This window comes from Flavobacterium sp. CSZ (genome assembly GCF_015350725.1).
GTDB lineage: Bacteria > Bacteroidota > Bacteroidia > Flavobacteriales > Flavobacteriaceae > Flavobacterium.
In genome coordinates this window covers 95119-114305 of sequence record NZ_JADKPQ010000008.1, presented here as the reverse complement: position 1 = coordinate 114305, position 19187 = coordinate 95119, and the positions used below count along the sequence as shown (strand labels likewise).

The 19187-nt window shown below is 35.6% G+C and carries 19 protein-coding genes; 10 read left to right on the top strand and 9 right to left on the bottom strand.

The genetic code is table 11. The annotated features are described in order from the left end of the window. Nucleotides 1-81: 81 nt before the first annotated feature. From IRZ78_RS11155 to IRZ78_RS11135, 5 genes are all read right to left on the bottom strand, one after another. On the bottom strand, nt 82-930 hold the full coding sequence (locus IRZ78_RS11155) for an AraC family transcriptional regulator (protein ID WP_194616617.1): 849 nt from the start codon (nt 928-930) through the stop codon (nt 82-84). Between the two features lie 381 nt (nt 931-1311). Beyond that, entirely contained in the window at nt 1312-2364 is a 1053-nt protein-coding gene (locus IRZ78_RS11150) for an NAD(P)-dependent alcohol dehydrogenase (protein ID WP_194616616.1), read from the bottom strand. Between the two features lie 265 nt (nt 2365-2629). Further along, nucleotides 2630-3034: a cupin domain-containing protein gene (locus tag IRZ78_RS11145; protein WP_194616615.1), complete on the bottom strand. Its 405-nt coding sequence runs from the start codon at nt 3032-3034 to the stop codon at nt 2630-2632. Nucleotides 3035-3130: 96 nt separating this feature from the next. Further along, the gene (locus IRZ78_RS11140; RefSeq protein ID WP_194616614.1) at nt 3131-3547 is read right to left on the bottom strand and encodes a cupin domain-containing protein; all 417 of its coding nucleotides are present in this window, start codon (nt 3545-3547) and stop codon (nt 3131-3133) included. Nucleotides 3548-3736: 189 nt separating this feature from the next. Beyond that, nucleotides 3737-4609 carry a helix-turn-helix domain-containing protein gene (locus tag IRZ78_RS11135; RefSeq protein WP_194616613.1) on the bottom strand — a complete coding sequence of 291 codons (873 nt, stop codon included), beginning with the start codon at nt 4607-4609 and terminating at the stop codon, nt 3737-3739. A 172-nt stretch (nt 4610-4781) separates the two neighbouring features. Here IRZ78_RS11135 and IRZ78_RS11130 point away from each other — a divergent pair, with 172 nt between their 5' ends. The 3 genes from IRZ78_RS11130 to IRZ78_RS11120 all read left to right on the top strand — a co-directional run bounded on the left by IRZ78_RS11130 (nt 4782) and on the right by IRZ78_RS11120 (nt 7801). After that, nucleotides 4782-5372: a TetR/AcrR family transcriptional regulator gene (locus IRZ78_RS11130; RefSeq protein WP_194616612.1), complete on the top strand. Its 591-nt coding sequence runs from the start codon at nt 4782-4784 to the stop codon at nt 5370-5372. Between the two features lie 72 nt (nt 5373-5444). Then, entirely contained in the window at nt 5445-5894 is a 450-nt protein-coding gene (locus IRZ78_RS11125) for a PaaI family thioesterase (protein WP_194616611.1), read from the top strand. A 356-nt stretch (nt 5895-6250) separates the two neighbouring features. Beyond that, complete coding sequence (locus tag IRZ78_RS11120; protein ID WP_194616610.1) at nt 6251-7801, top strand: DHA2 family efflux MFS transporter permease subunit; 1551 nt, start codon at nt 6251-6253, stop codon at nt 7799-7801. Nucleotides 7802-7932: 131 nt separating this feature from the next. On the opposite strand, the gene galA is transcribed toward IRZ78_RS11120, so the two are convergent. Next, nucleotides 7933-10767, bottom strand: a complete 2835-nt coding sequence (galA, locus tag IRZ78_RS11115) for a beta-galactosidase GalA (protein WP_194616609.1) — start codon at nt 10765-10767, stop codon at nt 7933-7935. Nucleotides 10768-10978: 211 nt separating this feature from the next. On the opposite strand from galA, the gene IRZ78_RS11110 reads away from it, so the two are divergent. The 5 genes from IRZ78_RS11110 (at nt 10979) to IRZ78_RS11090 (ending at nt 15349) form a co-directional block, all read left to right on the top strand. After that, nucleotides 10979-11368, top strand: a complete 390-nt coding sequence (locus IRZ78_RS11110; protein WP_194616608.1) for a hypothetical protein — start codon at nt 10979-10981, stop codon at nt 11366-11368. Between the two features lie 23 nt (nt 11369-11391). After that, on the top strand, nt 11392-12258 hold the full coding sequence (locus IRZ78_RS11105) for a chromate resistance protein ChrB domain-containing protein (RefSeq protein ID WP_194616607.1): 867 nt from the start codon (nt 11392-11394) through the stop codon (nt 12256-12258). Between the two features lie 58 nt (nt 12259-12316). After that, nucleotides 12317-12817 (top strand): hypothetical protein, encoded by a 501-nt coding sequence (locus tag IRZ78_RS11100; protein ID WP_194616606.1) that lies wholly within the window; start codon nt 12317-12319, stop codon nt 12815-12817. 170 nt (nt 12818-12987) lie between these two features. Beyond that, on the top strand, nt 12988-14394 hold the full coding sequence (lpdA, locus tag IRZ78_RS11095) for a dihydrolipoyl dehydrogenase (RefSeq protein ID WP_194616605.1): 1407 nt from the start codon (nt 12988-12990) through the stop codon (nt 14392-14394). A gap of 199 nt (nt 14395-14593) precedes the next feature. Beyond that, the gene (locus IRZ78_RS11090) at nt 14594-15349 is read left to right on the top strand and encodes an SDR family NAD(P)-dependent oxidoreductase (RefSeq protein ID WP_194616604.1); all 756 of its coding nucleotides are present in this window, start codon (nt 14594-14596) and stop codon (nt 15347-15349) included. A gap of 322 nt (nt 15350-15671) precedes the next feature. Here IRZ78_RS11090 and IRZ78_RS11085 read toward each other — a convergent pair whose 3' ends face one another. From IRZ78_RS11085 to IRZ78_RS11075, 3 genes are read right to left on the bottom strand one after another with little or no spacing between them, the layout of a single operon-like run. Beyond that, nucleotides 15672-16145, bottom strand: a complete 474-nt coding sequence (locus IRZ78_RS11085; protein ID WP_194616603.1) for a hypothetical protein — start codon at nt 16143-16145, stop codon at nt 15672-15674. Between the two features lie 22 nt (nt 16146-16167). Continuing rightward, nucleotides 16168-16599, bottom strand: a complete 432-nt coding sequence (locus tag IRZ78_RS11080; RefSeq protein WP_194616602.1) for a lysozyme inhibitor LprI family protein — start codon at nt 16597-16599, stop codon at nt 16168-16170. A gap of 49 nt (nt 16600-16648) precedes the next feature. Next, on the bottom strand, nt 16649-17143 hold the full coding sequence (locus tag IRZ78_RS11075; RefSeq protein WP_194616601.1) for a TlpA disulfide reductase family protein: 495 nt from the start codon (nt 17141-17143) through the stop codon (nt 16649-16651). Between the two features lie 264 nt (nt 17144-17407). Here IRZ78_RS11075 and IRZ78_RS11070 point away from each other — a divergent pair, with 264 nt between their 5' ends. Both IRZ78_RS11070 and IRZ78_RS11065 read left to right on the top strand, forming a co-directional pair. Further along, the gene (locus IRZ78_RS11070; protein ID WP_055097872.1) at nt 17408-17710 is read left to right on the top strand and encodes a metalloregulator ArsR/SmtB family transcription factor; all 303 of its coding nucleotides are present in this window, start codon (nt 17408-17410) and stop codon (nt 17708-17710) included. Between the two features lie 6 nt (nt 17711-17716). Next, the gene (locus IRZ78_RS11065; protein ID WP_194616600.1) at nt 17717-18823 is read left to right on the top strand and encodes an NADH:flavin oxidoreductase; all 1107 of its coding nucleotides are present in this window, start codon (nt 17717-17719) and stop codon (nt 18821-18823) included. The last annotated feature ends 364 nt before the right edge of the window (nt 18824-19187 follow it).

The window sequence follows — 19187 nt, the reverse complement described above, 5'->3', positions numbered from 1 at the left end:
ATCAATAGTATTTATTGCATTGCAAAAATCGTTATAAACTCAAAATGATAACGGTAATATTACGGAGAAAGATGGTAAAAATTATAATTTTTTGAAATCGCCCGGAGTTTTTCCGGCATATTTTTTAAATACTTTACTAAAATATGTATTGTCGTTAAAACCAAGCTGATAGCCAATTTCTTTTATAGACAAATCGGTACTGGTTAATAAACGTTTAGCCTCAAGAATGGTTCTTTGTTTTATAACATCGCTTGCAGGAATCTTTAAATATTTCTGCGAAAGGATATTGAGGTAATTTGGTGTAATATTTAATTTATCGGCATAAAAATTCACCGAGGATTCTTTATTAAAATAATCGTCAATTAAAATAGTAAACCCTTTTATTATTTTCTCCGGCTTAGTCGAAGAATCATGCTCTGGAAATTGAACCAAATATTCTTTTTGCAATAATTTTAGCAGTAAATGTAAACGCAACAAAACTATTTCTTTGGTAAGTGTATCGTTATCAGACAATAATAATTCTATTTCATGCAAATGGTTTTTAAATTCCTCAAATTCTTTTTTGGTTAAAGAAAGACAAGACGGAACACTTTGCTCAAAAAACGAAAATTGTCCTAAATTCGAAAAAACACTAATTACATCTGCCGATAACATCAGCTGAAACCCGGAAGTATCAACATCAAGCGACCAGTTGTGTACCTGTCCCGGCCTGATAAAGTAAACCTGATAATCGTTTACATTATATTGTGTAAAATCGACATTGTGAACTCCCGAACCTTTCTCTACAAAAAACACAAGGTAAAAATCATGTTTATGTGGCTGCTCAAATTCATTTCTCCCCTTTACACTATGGCGAAATAAGGTAATACCCAAAGTTTCTTCCCCGAGTATATTGCCAACAGATAAAATAGGAATCGAATGTTTTTGCAAGAGAAAGTGGTTTGTTATTGAATTTCAAAATTAATAATTAAATAGTATCAATTTTTAAAAGAGAAAAAAAAAGGTCTGACTTTGAAGAGTCAGACCTTTTAAATATTTATTATAGTTCGCAATCCCAATAGCTATCAGTCACTATCATTAAATTAAGAAAAAAATAATATTATGCCGAATAAATCTCGCGTAAAATCGCAAAGGATTGTCATTTCGGCACAGAGGCTCGAGCCTTAGCAAAAAGATGAAGTAAATTTCCATAATTAACTTCACAACGCAAATCCAATCTTTGTCGAGCTTCTCGCGAGGATTTCTCCTCCGTCGAAATGACAATATTGTGTTTAAACTTTGTCTTAGTATCTCAGAACCTTAGTTACTTAGTTACTTCAAAGAAGCCATATCAATTACAAAACGATACTTAATATCCCCTTTTAGTAATCTTTCGTAAGCATCATTTACTTCATTAACACCAATTATTTCGATATCAGCAGTAATGTTATGTTCTGCACAGAAGTCCAGCATTTCCTGAGTTTCGGCAATTCCGCCAATGTTTGAACCTGCAAAGCTTCTTCTTCCTAATAAAAGACTAAATGATGTTACCGGAAGTGGTTCCATTGGAGCCCCAACCAGCGTAAGCGTTCCGTCTACTTTAAGTAAATTCAAATAAGAATCGATATCGTGTGGAGCCGATACGCAATCTAAAATAAAATTTAACGATTTTGCATGTTTTGCCATTTGTTCAGCATCTGTAGATAAAACTACTTGATCTGCACCCAAACGTTTTGCATCTTCGGTTTTAGACAATGATGTGGTAAAAACAACAACATGAGCGCCCATTGCTTTTGCCAGTTTAATTCCCATATGGCCTAAACCACCAATACCAACGATACCTACTTTTTGTCCTGGACCAACATTCCAGTGCTTAAGTGGAGAATACGTTGTAATTCCGGCACATAATAAAGGTGCAACTCCGGCAAGATCTAATTTATCTGAAACATGTAGTACATAATTTTCATCTACTACAATACTTTGAGAATATCCTCCAAAAGTTTGTCCGCCCAAATGAACGTCAGGAGAATTAAACGTTAGCGTATTTCCAGGATCACAAAATTGCTCTAATCCGTCCTTACAATGCTCACACTCTCTGCAAGAATCGACCATACAGCCTACTCCGGCCAAATCGCCAACTTTAAACCCCTTTACGTGATCACCTACTTTTGTTATACGTCCCACAATTTCGTGACCCGGAACTATTGGGTAAATCGTTCCATGCCACTCGTTTCTGGCTGAGTGCAAATCTGAGTGACAGATTCCACAATATAAAATTTCAATTTCTACGTCATGCGCTAGTACTGCTCTACGCTGAATGTCTAATGTTTGTAACGGTGCTTCGGCAGCTTCTGTACCAAAGGCTTTTATGTTTTTTGTTTCCATTTAAAATATTTGTTTAAAATTTCAGGTTTTTAAAATGCCACGAAGGCACTAAGACACAAAGTCTTTTTTTGCTTTATGTTGTGGATAATTTCACGCAGATTTAATTTGATTTAAAATCATTAGCTCAAATCTGTTTGAATCTGCTTGAAAAAAATATCATTTCGCGCAAAGTCGCAGAGTCGCAAAGTTTTCTTTTATAATATGCTTTTAAGATTCTCAGTTTTTTACTTAGTAACTTAGAACCTTAGCAACTCAGAAACTTAGTTTATTTTCCAAAACTAAAATACTCTTCATCGCTTACGCTTTCTAACCAGATTCCTTTTCCTTTGTCTATTTCTGTGATAATGCTAATGTGCGAGAATCGGCTAAAAGGTGTTGCGCCATACCAATGTTCTACGCCAGGTAAAATGGTAACTACCTCATCTTTATGAAGCAAACGAATCGCAGAACCTCTTTCCTGAAAATAGCCAATTCCATCTGTTGCGATAAATAATTGTAAGCTTGCATTAATATGCCATTTGCATCTCGAACCGGGCTCAAAAGAGATTTCTTTAATCATGGTATTGTCCGGATGAATATTGCTGGTTTGTTTTTTATAAGAAACATTACCAGTCATAAAAGTGTTCGGGATTTGTCCCTCTTCAATAGCGGAAGTATAAAGTGTTGACATAAAATTGATTTTTTGAGATTGATTTTTATTTAAATAAGAGCTAACAAAAACCGTTAATTAATCGTTAGATCTCGCCAAACAACACTTTTACTTAATTTATTTAAAGCTATTGTATTGTTCGTCAGTTACTGGTTCAAGCCAGTCTACAATACCTTTTTCGGTATTGGTACTAATTGTAATATGGGTAAACTGACCATCCGCAGAAGCTCCGTGCCAATGTTTTACTTCGGGCTGAATGTTGACAACATCACCTTCCTGAAGTAACTGAATTGGTTTTCCTTCTTCCTGATAATATCCTGTTCCTTGTGTTACAATTAGAATTTGCCCGCCGGGATGTGTATGCCAATTGTTTCTTGCGCCTGCTTCGAAAACTACATTACCCACTGCAGTATTTAAAACCGGATCATTTGGAACTAACATTTTCACCCATGCTTTTCCTGTAAAATAATCCGCTGAAGCCAAATCTCCTTTTGGGAAAATAGTTTCATTTAATTGATTTTCTGATTCTTTCATAATTATTTTGCTTTTTGTATATCAGTGCCTGAAACTAAATTAGAAAGCTAGGATGCGCTTTGTAGAAGTTATATTTAGTCAGCGAAAAACCGATAGTGGTTAATACTAATTATCTGAGGGCAAAATTACTTTAGCAACGACAATCAGAAATAACAATAATCAAACAAAAAATTAAGAATATGAAACAATTTACGATCGCAGCGATTTTGGAATCGTTCCTGTAAGTCTTTTAAAGTAATTATTAAAATAACTCGGATATTCAAATCCCAGCGAATAACCAATGTCTGAAATACTCCAATCAGTGTGTTGCAACAATGCTTTGGCTTCGCCAATGATTCTTTCTGTAATATGCGCCGTTGTTGGTTTTCCTGTTACTTCTTTTACAGAACGATTCAGGTGATTGACGTGTACAGACAAACTTTGCGCATAATCCTGTGGTGTTTTTAATACCAAAGGTTCATTTTTTGTTTCTATAGGAAATTGTCTTTCTAATAATTCTAAAAATAGAGAGGTAATTCTCGAAGATGCATTTTTATGTTTAAAGAAATTCTCCGAAGGCTGCATTTTCATTGATTCATGCAAAATCAAATTGATGTAATTGCGAATTAAATCATCTTTAAAAACATAATCGGTATCTTGTTCTTCGATCATTTTTTTAAATAACGAATCTATAAACACTTTTTGCTCAGCCGATAACGTAAAAATAGGTGTTCCGCCAATTTTAAACAAAGGCGATTCATGAAGACTTTCAGAACGATCGTTTGCTTTTAAAAACTCTTCGGTAAAAACACAGGCATATCCTTCATATTGAGGCGAAATAATTTCCCATGAATACGGAATATGAGGATTTCCGAAAAATAAAATAGTACCATCAGTTTCTATTCCACGATCTGCATAGTGAATCAAACTCTGACTTGTATTAATACAAATCTTGTAAAAATCCCTGCGATTATAGGTCGGAATCTTACTAATTGTATCGTTTACTTCGTATACTTTAAAACCTTTTAGCTTTAAATCGTTTATACCAAGTTCAGAAGCCTGAAAATCTAACTGCTCTTTCATGATGCAAAGTTATGAAAATCAAACAAAAATAAAGAAGTTTTTTTATTTCAGGTTTGAGGTTTGAAATGAGAATAAAAAATTAACCACAGAGAAAATCTGAAACAAAATAAATTCCAAAAATGTTGCCTAATTATACCAATCGGTATATATTTGCGTTTAAATTTTACCAATCATGAGTAAAGCTGAAAAAACCAAGCAATTTATTATCGAGAAAACTGCTCCTCTTTTTAATATGAAAGGATACAGCGGCACTTCGATGAGTGATATTACCGCGGCGACCGGACTTACAAAAGGAAGTATTTATGGTAATTTCGAAAATAAAGATGAAGTGGCTATTGCCGCGTTTAAATTTAATGTAAAAAAGCTCCAAGACACTTTTGCGAGAGAAATTGAAAAGCAAACAACTTTTAAAGACAAATTATTGGTATACCCAAGATTATATTCAGATTACTACGATTTAAGGGTTACAAAAGGCGGCTGCCCTATTATTAATACTGCAACGGAAGCTGACGATACTCATCCTGTTTTGAGAAAAAAAGTCGAAAACACCATTATGGCCTGGAAAAATAAATTAGTCTACTTTATCGAACAAGGAATCCTTGCGGGAGAATTTAAAGCCAAAGACATTGATCCCGAAAAAACAGCTTTGACTATTATTGCCATTATCGAAGGTGCCGTCATGATTACCAAAATCACCGGAAATCTTTCGAACTTATCTGACATTATGCTTTCGCTAAACAAAATCATAGACGACTTAGAATAAAAGTAATCACTACAATTGCTTTTTTTTGACTAAAAATATACCGATCAGTATTAAAAAATAAACTAAAACCTAATGGAAAAATTAACGAGATTACAAGTATTACAAAATCATATTGACAGAGAATTTATAGCTTCGCCATCGCCTTTTATGCTTTGGATGAAACCCATTGTGGTCGCTGCCGAAGAAGGAACGGTTACCTTTAAATATTTGGTTCGCGAAGAAATGTCTAATCCGGTGAAGAGTTTACACGGAGGCGTAACCGCTGCCATTGCTGATGATTGTATTGGAGCAACGATGTTTTCCCTAAATGAAGATACTTTTTATACAACTATAAATCTTGTTGTAGATTACTTTGCTCCTGCTTTTGTTGGAGATACTATTATTGCAAAAACAGCCATTATTAGAAAAGGAAAACAAATCGTCAATGCACAATGCGAAATATGGAACAAAGATCAGACCCGATTAATTGCAAGAGCCACTTCTAATCTTCTTAAAACCAATATCGTTAAGAAAGAATTATAAAAGATCTTAAATGAATCGTTTTTGTCGAATTCTAAATTAAATCTCTGTGCTGGCTATTTTTTTCACGCAGATTTTGCAGATTGAGCGGATTTTTTCATCTGTTACCATAATTTAAAACATATAGAAACATAGATTTTATAAACTTTAAAAAGGCGTTTCAGTTTACATCAATTCGTCCAGTTCCGAAACTTCGGGACGCGACTATGTGAAAGAAACGTGTTTCTTTTTTATATTCTTTTTATCACTATAAAATCTATGTTTCTATGTGCTTAATATTTTACGCATCTCAAGCTAATATCGATAAATTAAACCTTTTTTTTTAACCAAAAATATACCAATCGGTATAAAATGATACTATGACACCATTACACCGAAAACTGCTCATTTTTACAGTCATTCTGGCTGCTATTATGGAACTGATTGATATATCGATCGTAAACGTAGCCCTTTCTCACATGAGCGGAAATCTTGGTGCAACGCTAGAAGATACTTCGTGGGTGATTACAGCTTATGCAATTGCCAATGTGATCATTATACCTATTACAAACTTTTTGAGCGCTAATTTAGGCCGACGCAATTATTATATTGGTTCGGTTATTTTGTTTACGTTTTGTTCTTTTATGTGCGGACATTCTTCTAACATTTGGATGCTGGTATTTTTCAGATTCTTTCAGGGAATTGGCGGTGGAGCTTTGTTGTCTATTTCTCAGGTGGTGGTTTTTGAACTTTTCCCAAAAGACAAACAATCTACCGCAGGGGCTCTGTTTGGAGCAGGAATTTTCATTGGACCAACAATTGGCCCGACACTTGGCGGTTATATCACAGAAAATTATGATTGGCCGTGGATCTTTTTAATTAATGTTCCAATTGGGATTCTGGTAATGATTTCTTGCTATTTTCTTTTACGCGAACCGTCCATTAAACCGGAAATCACCAAAGTCGACTGGACAGGGATTGCCTTATTGGCCATTGGCGTCGGCGCATTGCAAACCGTTCTGGAAAGAGGCGAAGTCGAAGATTGGTTCGAAACACGATATATTATTGTTTTAACCGTTATTGCCGTCAGTACCTTATTATTTTTTATTTATTGGGAATTATCGATAGATAAACCCGTTGTAAATCTTCGGGTGCTTAAAAGTAAATCTTTGAGCATTGCCGCCATTCTGACTTTTGTAACGGGATTCGGAATGTTTATTTCTATCTATATTACGCCGGTTGTGGCGCAACGTCTTTTGAGTTTCTCTCCTTATCAAACCGGACTGCTTTTGCTTCCCGGAGCTTTATTTGCCTTGCTGGCCCTAAAAACCTGCGGAACATTATTGCAAAAAGGAATTTCTCCCGTAATTATCATCGCGTCAGGATTTCTATTATTCATTTATTTCAATTGGAGAATGTCCGAAATGACTTTAAACACCAGCGCTTCTGACGTAGCAACTTCTCTTATTTTTCGTGCTTTGGGTATGGCTTTGCTAACTGTTCCGCTTACCATGCTGGCTGTTTCCTCTCTGAATGATAAAGATGTTGGTCAGGGAGCTGCACTCAATAATATGATGCGACAATTGGGCGGTTCTTTTGGAGTTTCTATCATCAACACTTACGTTGCGCACAGATTTTCAGCACATCGAAATGAATTGGTATCGAATGTTAACCAATACAATATTCTGGCGATGGATCGACTAAATGCTTATATCAAATATTTTCAAAGCAAAGGTTTTGCGTATAATGAAGCCAAATTGAAAGCTCTTAAGCTGACGGAAAATATTATTTTGAGACAATCCTCTTTATTAAGTTATCGGGATGCTTTTTTTCTTGTTGGATTGTTTTTTGTTGTGACATTGCCGCTTCTTTTATTTGTAATGAACAAATCCAAGAAACCAAAAACAAATGTGATTATTTCTGATCATTGAAAAAATACAATCTGTGAATTTTATTATATGTCACCCCGCTGGGGTTTTATGATAGCGATTAGCAATTTTCTATAAATATCCTTGCCAAAGCTCCATCGGAGCGACATATATTACCGCAAAATATAAAAGCTTTATTTTTTCTTCTGATTAACATTCAAAACACCTGCCTTTAGTCCTTTGGCGGAAGCCGATAAAACAACATCATTTGCACCCTCTTCTTTCTGAATAATAATTTGTGCATAACCATTAAACAATTTACGTTTCCACGGTTCTGATGGGGTTATTACTCTGATAATTCCCGGATCTGTATTCATAACGTCCCAGTCTCTTACTTTTTGCAAAGGCGAAGCTCTTATGGTAATAACGTTGGTTCCTTCTTTTAAAACAGCTTTGTCAAGATGATATTTTTGAGAATCGTCTGTACTTGCATTAATTAAATTTCCGTTTACGAAAACAGACTCGTTTGTTCCTATTTTTTTATAAAAGAAATCAACACTATTTGATTGTAAATTATTTTTCAGCTCAAATTTTCCTCTGTAAATATATCCCGACGCCTGATTTTTATAATCTCTGTCTTTAAAAGCTTCTTTCCAGGCATTCGCTTCGTCTAAAGCAGATTCATTTGCATTGTCAACAGACGCCTGCTTTCTTTCTTCAAAATTAGTAATAGGAACAAGCGTAATATCATCCAAAAACTGATCTTTTTCTAACGATATTGGATCTCCGTTTCCTACGCCTAAGATTTTCCCTCCTTTGATAGCAAATGTAATTTCATTATTTGCAGTTGGAACGTGAACACCGTTTTTATCTGTAACTTCAACTGTTATAACCGAAACAGTAGCATCTGAGGGATTTTCTTTATCGATCGAAAGTTTTATGTTTTCAGGATTTCCGGTTGTTTTTTGAATGTCGGTCAAAATCTTTTTTCCTTCTTTATATCCAATAGCTTCGAGAGTTCCGGGCGTATATTTTACTTTCCATTCTAAATGGCCGTATTGCTCCATTTTCTTTTTGCCTAAACTCTTTTTATTCAGGAAAAGTTCGACTTCATCACAATTAGAATGTACCCAGACATCGATTTCCTTTCCTTCCATTCCGCTCCAGTTCCAGTGAGGCATAATATGCAGAACCGGTGTGCTTCCCCACCATGATTTTAGATAAAAAACATTGTCTTTCGGGAAACCGCAGACATCCATCATTCCGAAATAAGACGTTACCGATGGCCATCCATAAGGCGTTGGTTCTCCGCGATAATCAAAACCGGTCCAGATAAACATTCCGGCCAGATAAGGCCTTGAAGCATAAAACTTCCAGCCCTCTTCGATACTGTAAAATGTGGGGCGAGGTTTCTTGTCGTAAGCACTTTGATAATGTTTAGCATCATCAGTAAAATAAATACCTCGGGTTGCAAAAGTCGAACCTTCCTCTGTTCCCATTCCGGGTTGATTTTTAAATTCATTTCTATGAGTATCGATATCTCCGTTGCCCATATAATTATAGCCCATGATTTCGACTACCGAGGATATTCCGCTTTTAAAACCACTGCTTATTCCAACCGTTACAGGCCTTGTAGGATCGATGCTTTTACTAAATCCCTGCATTATATTGGTAATGCGTTCGCCCACGATTCCGCCTTCGATATTCCATTCTTCATTTCCAACCGACCAGCAAAAAATACTCGGATGATTGCGATCGCGCTCTATCATTCGCTTTACATCATTAAGATGATAATCGTTAATTCCCATTAAACGGGTTTCATCAATTACCAGCATTCCCAGTTTATCGCAGGCATCCAGCAATTCCGGAGTTGGCGGATTGTGTGAGCATCGATAGGCATTCGATCCCATTTCTTTGAGCTTTTTTATTCGGTAATATTGTAATTCGTCTGGTAGCGCCTTTCCAATTCCGGCATGATCCTGATGATTGTTGGTTCCTTTTAATTTTACAGATTGTCCGTTAAGAAAAAAACCTTTTTCAGGATCGAACTTAATCGTTCTGATTCCGAAATTCGTTTCATAACGGTCTACAATTTTCCCTTCTTGTTTAATCTGCGTAAGCAAACGATATAAGTTTGGCGCATCTATATCCCATAATAAAGGATTGTTGACTTTTATTTTTGAAGTGAATTTTACTGTTTTATAAAAATCCGGAGCTGATGCATTTTCAGTAATAGTTGCTACTTCTTTACCCGAAGCATCAATAATCGTTTGTAAAACTTCTATTGCACTTTTAAAATTTCCTTTGTTTTCAATAGTAACTTCGGCCGTAACCTCAGCAGTAGCATTTTGAATTTCAGAAGTTACATAAGTTCCGTTTTGGATCACGTGCAACGGATTTGTTTTTTGCAGATAAACATGTCTGTAAATCCCCGCGCCTTCATAAAACCAGCCTTCTTCCATCGAAGCATCGGCACGAACCACAACGGTGTTTTCACCTCCATAATTTACATAAGCCGTAATATCATATTCAAAACCGTTGTAACCACTTTCTTCTGTCCCAAGGAAATGACCATTAAAAAACACTTTCGAATTTCTAAAAACACCATCAAATTTTAGCGATATAATTTTACCCTGATCGCTTTGCGGAATACTGATTTTTTTTCGATACCAGCCAATACTTTTTTCAGGAAAACCTTTTCCGGAAGCTTTAAAACCATGACTGTAACTCGCCTTTTCGCTAAAACCCTGCTCGACTGCCCAATCATGCGGAAGATCAATTTTTCTCCAGGCGCGATCATCAAAACCCGTTGCTGCGGGACCATCACCAAAACCGGTTTTAGCCAAATAGGAGAAGTAACCTTCGGCATGGCCAAAATCCTTTTGAGTATCATACAAATGACCCAACGAAAAACGCCAGTCTTTATCGATTAAAATTAATTCCCGGTCTGATTTGTTCTGGGCGAATGAACTAATCGAAATTAAAACAATAAAATACAGGAGAATTTCTCTGAACGAAATAGTTTTCATAAAAATGTGGTTAGCTAGCAGGGATAAAAATATCGCTTTTAAGCCTACGAAAATAATAGTATTTTATCAAAACCTGATGGTATTTACTTTCGCACGTATAACTGAAAATTAGGCGATAAAAAATTTAGAATCATTCTACGGGCTATACTTTGTTAAATTATTCTCTTTTAATGTAATTTTATCTTGAATTTCAACTAAAAAAAGTATTATCATGAGTGTTATTAAAGACGAAAATACGCTTCTTAATACTATTAAGCGCATTGACCAAAAAATTGACAAACTAAATGATCAAAAAATAATTGCTTTTTTTGAATCACTTGGCTTAACAGAAAGAGAAGACATCCCGCCGGCAACAGAATTCCTGAAATGGGAAACCATACTTGTTGTCGTACCAAACAGACATATATCGCACGAATTAAAATATTATAAATATTCGATTGCAAGGCTTTCATTTGTTACCAACCCAAATGCCAAAACAATACACCTTTTCGATTTTAACGAATGGCAAAATATCACCCGAAACAAAACCCAGTTTCAGGTTAGAGAATTGCTAAAGAATAGTTTTGGCGGTGTAAAGAATCATGAAGAGAGATTAAATTGATACTATTTTAATAAATAAGCGCAATGAAATGGATTACCAGAGAACGACCTAAAATTGACAGAATAGCAAGTCCCTGGTTAATTAAAAAGTTTGTTGATGCTGAAGCTGAATTTATTTATGTCCCGTTTGATGAAGTTTTAAGTAAGGCGGCAACTTTAGAAGCTATTCCGTTTGATATTCCTGATGTCGAATTTACGCATTATAATGATGAATGTACTTTTGACTATATCATTAAAAAATATCAAATTAGCGATCCCGCAATTTTAATAATGTCCCGGATTGTCCGAGGTGCCGATACAGACCGACATGATATTGCCAAAGAATCTGCCGGGCTTTGGGCAATTTCTGCCGGACTTTCGCACAATATTACAGACGATTCTGAATTATTAAAAAACGGAATGATTCTTTACGATGCGCTTTACAGCTGGGCGACGCATCTTTACAAACAAAAGCATTTACAAAATAGTCCTTTCGAAAGTTTACTTCATGAGGTTTATAACAAGTTTTTAAACGAAAAAAAATCAAACAAAAAGATACCTTCATGGGTCAAAGATTTAAAAGAGATTATTCAGGATCAAATAGACGCTCAGTTTACTTTTGATTTAAAGAAAATCTCCAGCGATTTAGAACTAAACCCTTCTTATTTATCACGTGAATTTTCGAAATATTTTGAAGATCTAAATTTTGGTGAATACGTTCGGAAATTACGAATTGAAAAAGCCATAAATCTAATTCAAAACTCAATTTATACACTTACCGAAATTGCCTACATGACGGGATTTTCAGACCAAAGTCACTTTACCAGAATTTTCAAATTGCATACGGGTAAAAATCCGTCTTCGTATCGGAAAAATGCCTTAAAAAGTAATCCAGATACAAAAGGTAAATAGCATTCTATTTATCAATATAAAGTCGTGATAGTTTTGTTTTTTCTAAAACCAAACTATTATGAATTCATTGAAATACCTTTTTATTTTAATTCTAATTGCATCAAAATCAGCGGCATTTGCTCAAACTACTTATCCCAAAATTACCGGCTATTTTGGCATCCTTCACCCTATTGTAATGATTAGTAATGAACAAACCAACTTGAATTTCAGGGATTATTATGCGGTAGGTTTCCCAACAGGAATAAACATTTGGAAAAGCTCTAAAATAGGGTTTTCGTTTGAAATTGTTCCCAATATAAAAGCCGAAGACGGTCATGATAAAGTGACCAACATATTATTTCATCCGGGCGTTTTGGTCGCTTTGGGAAAAGGCTACACTTTTGCAGGAAGGGCTGCTTTTGAAAGCGGAGGAAGATATGGCTTTACGCCTGTTATAAATAAAACGGTTATAAAAAGTGAGAATTGCAGCTATTTTGTAGCGGTTCCTTTTCCAGTTCGATTTGGAAACGATCATCCCGCAACTTTTACAGTAGGTTTTCAATTCGGAATTGCTTTTTAAACATCACTAAGTCAACTGATTAATCATCAAAAAAAAGACAAACTCACTTCCGTAATAAAATATAATTCCTTATATTTCAAACACTTAAAAAAGACAAACAATTACTTATAATACAGGAGTAATTGCGAAGTCTACGTAGTTCTTTTGAAACATAACTAATTTTTTATTCTATGGAAACAAAGTTTGATATCATTGTTATTGGTTCCGGACCTGGCGGTTACGCATCGGCCATCAGATGTTCGCAATTGGGTTATAAAACAGCTATCGTCGAAAAATACAAAGCCTTAGGCGGCACTTGCACCAATGTAGGATGCATACCCACAAAAGCGCTTCTTGACAGTACAGAACATTATCATGAAGCGGCCACCAAATTTGCCACTCACGGAATCATAACAGGAAAATTAAGTCTGGACTTTCCGCAATTCATCAAAAGAAAATCAGAAGTTGTCGAGCAAAATATTGCCGGACTGAACTTTTTGATGAAGAAGAATAAGATCGAGGTTTTTGAAGGATTTGCTTCTTTTTTAAACGATAAAGAAATCAGCGTAAAAGCAACAGACGGTTCTTCCTCTACCATTTCCGCCACTTATTACATTATTGCAACGGGCTCAAAACCCGCTACAATTCCCGGAGTCGAAATCGATAAAAAACGAATCATAACTTCGACAGAAGCACTTTCGCTTCCGGACAAACCCAAAACAATGGTCATTATTGGTGGTGGCGTTATTGGTGTAGAAATGGCTTCGATTTATGCCCGAATTGGTGCTGAAGTTACTATAATCGAATATTTCGACAGCCTGATCCCAACAATGGATAAAGAACTTGGCAAAGAACTCAAAAAAATATTTACCAAACAAAATATCAAAATTTTACTCAGCCATAAAGTACAATCGGCAAAAAATAATGGCAAAAATGCAACCGTTACTTTTCTTGATACTGCAAATGCTACACAAGAAATTACTGCCGATTATTGCCTGGTTGCCGTGGGTAGAAAACCGTATACAGAAGGTTTAGGATTAGAAAACACCAAAGTAGAAGTAGATTCGAAAGGCCGAATCGTAACGAATGAAAAGCTGCAAACCAAATCCGAAAATATTTATGCTATTGGCGATGTTGTTGCCGGAGCCATGCTCGCCCATAAAGCTGAGGAAGAAGGAATATTTGTTGCCGAAACGATCAACGGGCAAAAACCGCACATCAATTACAAATTAATTCCCGGAGTGGTTTATACCTGGCCGGAAGTCGCTTCTGTAGGCTATACCGAAGAAGAACTGAAAGAAAAAGGGATCGAATATCGTGTGGGGAAATTTCCGTTTTCGGCAAGTGCCAGAGCAAGAGCAGCATTAGAAAAAGATGGTTTCTCGAAAGTACTTTCAGATCCTAAATACGGCGAACTTTTAGGCATGCACATCATTGGCCCACGAGCCGCAGATCTGATTGCACAAGGCGTAATAGGAATGGAATATGAAGTGACTGACGAAGATATGTTTAGAATTTCATACGCCCACCCCACTTACTCTGAAACCCTGAAAGAAGCTTATATGATTGCATCGGGGCAAGGGGCGATTAATATTTAAATTACAATTTTAAAATTACAATAGGATTCTCAAATGAAAATTATGATTTGAATTAGGAGCTATCCTGCTATTCACTTGTATCTTTTGTGGCGAACACCGCCACAAAAGGATACCGCTTCTATCAGGGCTAGGGCTCTCGTTTTCAAAATAAATTTTAAGTAAAAACATTTTATATTTCACAAAACACCTCTTACGAAAAATGAAAACTTCAAACAACACTATTCTAATTACTGGCGGCGGATCAGGAATTGGATACGAAATTGCAAAACTATTTTCTGCTGATAACAAAATAATTATTACAGGAAGAAATGCCGAAAAACTGGAAAAAGCGGTTTTGAGTTTAAAAAATGTAACCGGAATCGTTTCAGACATTAACAATGAAGCCGATGTGACTAAATTAACCAAACAATTAAATGAAGATTTTCCTAACCTTAATATAGTCATCAACAATGCCGGTTTAGCCCACTATTTTAAACTAACGGATGAAAATGCCAATGCATTCGAAAAAGCCAGCGAAGAAATCCTGACCAATTATCTTTCGATAGTAAGACTGACCGAAAAATTGCTTCCTTTGCTTCAAAAACAGCCCGAAGCTGCTTTTGTAAATGTTTCGTCTATTGCTGCCTTTTCTCCCGGATATACACTACCGGGTTATGCGATAAGCAAAGCGGCGCTTCACTCCTATTCTCAGGTATTAAGAGTTTCACTTGAAAAACATGAGAAACGACCACTTGTAAAAGTTTTTGAATTGATGCCTCCTTTAGTAAATACCGAATTTTCTAAATCAATTGGTGGCGAAAATGGCATAAGCCCGGAACAAGTCGCTTTAGATCTTAAAAAAGGATTCGAAAATGAAACCTACGAAATTCACGTTGGCGCAACAGCTGATTTTTATAAACTGTATCTTTCTTCTCCGGAAGATGCCTTACAGGCGATAAATGCGAATCGAAAATAATTTTTGAGGTTTTAGGTTTTCCCAACCTTTGTCAAAGTTTTACACATAGAGTATAAGGAACTTTTGTGAAATCCGAATTTTAAAGTTGGCATACGCATTTTTGTCATTTCATAAATGACTAAGTTGTCACCTAATTTAATTTCTATCTTCAAACATAGCCCGTGGTTTCAACCACAGGAGCGCAATACGAGGCGTGATAATATGCCACCCCGTGGTTGAAACCACGGGCTATGTCTGACAAGTTTACAAGTAAAAACTTTAACAAAAATGCGCAAACAAACTTGAAACGTGAAACAAAAAAAACTGAAACAATCCAATCCTTTTATATCTTAATCTCAAAAATCCTGACGAAATTACGCTCTAACTTTTTTCTCTTTCTTTCTTCTTTCCATCTTGAATAAAAAATAAGAATAAGAAGAAACAAACTCACAATTGTAGTGGCTCTTCTAAGACCTCTTCCAAAAAAAAGGAAAAATACATTAATAATTATTAAAAAAACTACCGGAGAAAATCTTGTCCAGATCAACTGGAACTTACTGTTGGGTTCAACGATATAACTTACGTTAACCCTATTATTGATATTCTTGTAATTTCCTCTTATAATAAAATAAGTTGGTGAAGTTCTCGAATTTAGAGTCAATCGAAAACTTTTCTCATCAAAAAGTCCGTAGAAAGGCTTTGTACCTCCAAATCTGGGAAATATTCTAAAGAGACTTAAGTTTGCTTTTAGAGAACCAATTTCTGTGTTAGTTTGTAATCTAGTTCTAAATTCAGCCAGACTGAGTTTTGATTCCATTTAAGCTATTTATTTAAAGCAACTATATTCTTTTTATAAGTTCTTTGACTCTCGCGAAAACGTAATTTGCTTTTTCATCAAAAACTACCATATCAAAATCACTGCTTCCTTCTATAAAATGACCTTCTTTTTTGGTATCAGAATATACTTTCTCAAAATACAGATCGCGTTTCTTTATCCAGTCTAATTGTTCTTTTTTTAATTTTGATTGTTCTTTAGAACTCAATTTAAGTTTTAAATTCTTGTACGCCACATTCAATAAACTATCCGATTGATTGTAATATTCAATTGCACAATTTTTCATACCGCTACCGTTGTTTAAACAACTTTGATAGGAGGTTTTCACTTTATTAACGGTTTCCATTGTTTGTGCATTACTCTGAAACACAACCAAAATAAAGAATAGTAGTGCTGATTTTTGAATCATGATTATATCGTCATTTATTGTTATCACTTTTTTTGAAATAGCAATATACTCAAAGTTTTGATTACTTGCAGTTTTTTTACTGCGCTGTCAACAAACTTTTAAGCATCTCTTCCAAAGCTTTTCCGTGAATATTTTTAGCCAGAATAATTCCGTTTTTGTCTATTAAAAAGTTCAATGGTACAGATTGAAGCATATAATCGCCCACAACAGGAGAATTCCAGTATTTCAAATCACTTACTTGTGTCCATGTCAATTTTTGCTTTGCGATAGCGGCCAGCCAAAGCGACTTTTTAGTATCCATAGAAACGCTGTAAATAGAAAACTTGCCCGCATAGATATTGTTCAATTTTATTAATTGCGGCTGTTCTTTGATACAAGGTCCGCACCATGATGCCCAAAAGTCTACTAAAACTAAATCTCCTCTTAAAGAGGAAAGTGCCACATTATTTCCTTTTGTATCCGGAAGATCGATTTCAGGAGCAATATCTCCAACATCTGTTCCTACCACCTGAGCTTTTGACGTCGTTGTGATACACAATAAAAGTCCTAGAATAAGTAAAATTTTCTTCATAGTTTGATTAAGTTATTTATTTGGGGATTTGTTTTTTTTTATCTCGCAATTTTCTCATTTGCAGAATCACGCGTGTGATTTCTCTCCCGTCGAAATGACAAGTTTGTGGTTAGCCTTTGTGAGATTAATTTTCACAAGCAAATATAATTTTTCTTTATTAAAATCCTCCACTGTTTCATACAACTTCCTTTTCTCCATCTTAATTTTTTGCTAAATAATTATCTCCTTAATTGGTATATCGGGAAAAGTCGATATATTTACGCCATGGAACCAATAGAAATCTTTAAAGCGCTCTCCAACAAATCCAGATTGCAAATGCTGGAATGGTTAAAAGAGCCTGAAATCAATTTTCCGGATCAGCTCCAGCATGCTGGATTTGAGCACGGAGTTTGCGTTGGACAAATACAAGCCAAGGCTGGGCTAACGCAATCGACTGTTTCTGAATATCTCTCTATTTTACAACGCGCCGGATTTATAGAATCTAAACGTGTTGGACAATGGACTTACTATAAACGCAACGAAGGTGCCTTTGAAGCACTCAGTAACTTAATTCAATCTAATTTGTAAATTACTATGAGTACAAACAACCTGTTTTCGCCATTTAACTTAAAAACGTTAAATCTTAAAAATAGAATCGTAATGGCGCCAATGACGCGCTCATTTTCTCCAAACGGAGTTCCAACTGACGAAGTAGCTTCTTACTACCAAAAAAGAGCCGAAGGCGAAGTTGGTTTAATATTATCTGAAGGAACTGTTATCAACAGAGCTTCATCATCTAATGATGCTAATGTGCCGCATTTTCATGGGGACTTAGCTTTAAACGGATGGAAAAAAGTGATCGACGAAGTTCACGCTGCCGGAGGTGCTATGGGACCACAAATTTGGCATATGGGAATTATGGACAATCACCATTCTGGATGGGTGCCACCGGTTCCTTTTGAAGGTCCGTCGGGATTAAACCGTCCTGATTTTAGAAATGGTGTTTCCATGACTGAAAAAGATATCGAAGATACCATTCTTGCTTTTGGTCAGGCTGCAGCCGATGCTAAAAGATTAGGTTTTGATACGATCGAAATTCACGGAGCTCACGGTTATTTGATCGATCAGTTCTTTAGAGCCGAAACGAATTTACGTGAGGATATTTACGGTGGAAAAACACTTCCGGAACGTAACCGTTTTGCTATTGAAGTAGTAAAAGAAATCAGAAAACAAGTAGGGAATGATTTTGCTGTAATCATGCGTTTTTCTCAATTTAAACCTTCTGATTATAATTATAAACTGGCTAAAAATCCACAGGAATTAGAAGCATGGTTAACACCTTTTGTTGATGCTGGTGTTGATATTTTACATTGTTCTCAACGTCGTTTCTGGGAACCTGAATTCGAAGAATCTGATTTGAACTTTGCGGGCTGGGCTAAAAAAGTAACCGGAGCGCCAACTATTACAGTAGGTTCTGTTGGTCTTTCTGGTGATTTCTTTGGTGCATTTGCAGGAGAAAGTTCTCAACCAACTTCTCTGGAGGAATTAAACAGACGTTTCGACAGAGGCGATTTTGATTTAGTTGCTGTAGGAAGACCTCTTTTATCTGACCCGAATTGGGTGGCTAAAATCAAAGCGGGTAAAACGGATGAATTGAAAGGTTTTAGCAAAGAAGCTTTGGGAGCTTTGGTTTTAGAATAAGTTTTTAAAAAAAAAGGGACAAAGGTTCAAAGGCTCAGAGGGACAAAGTTTTTCTAGAGTGGTCTAAATACAAAAGGGATGAAACTTTAAAGTTTCATCCCTTTTTTTATATCTATAAGATAATTAAAATTTGGAGATGCAAAAATACAAACATTCAAACGACAAAATTTTTCGTGTTTAGGACTTTCCCCTTTGAACCTTTGTAACTTTGAACCTATGTCCCTTTAAAAAAAACAAAGGGATGAAAACATGAAATTCCATCCCTTTTTTGAATATCTATAACTAACAAAATTAAGAAATTCAAGATCTTTATACAGGTTCAGAGTTACAAGGTTCAAAGTAGTAAAGTTTCCCCTTTGTCCCT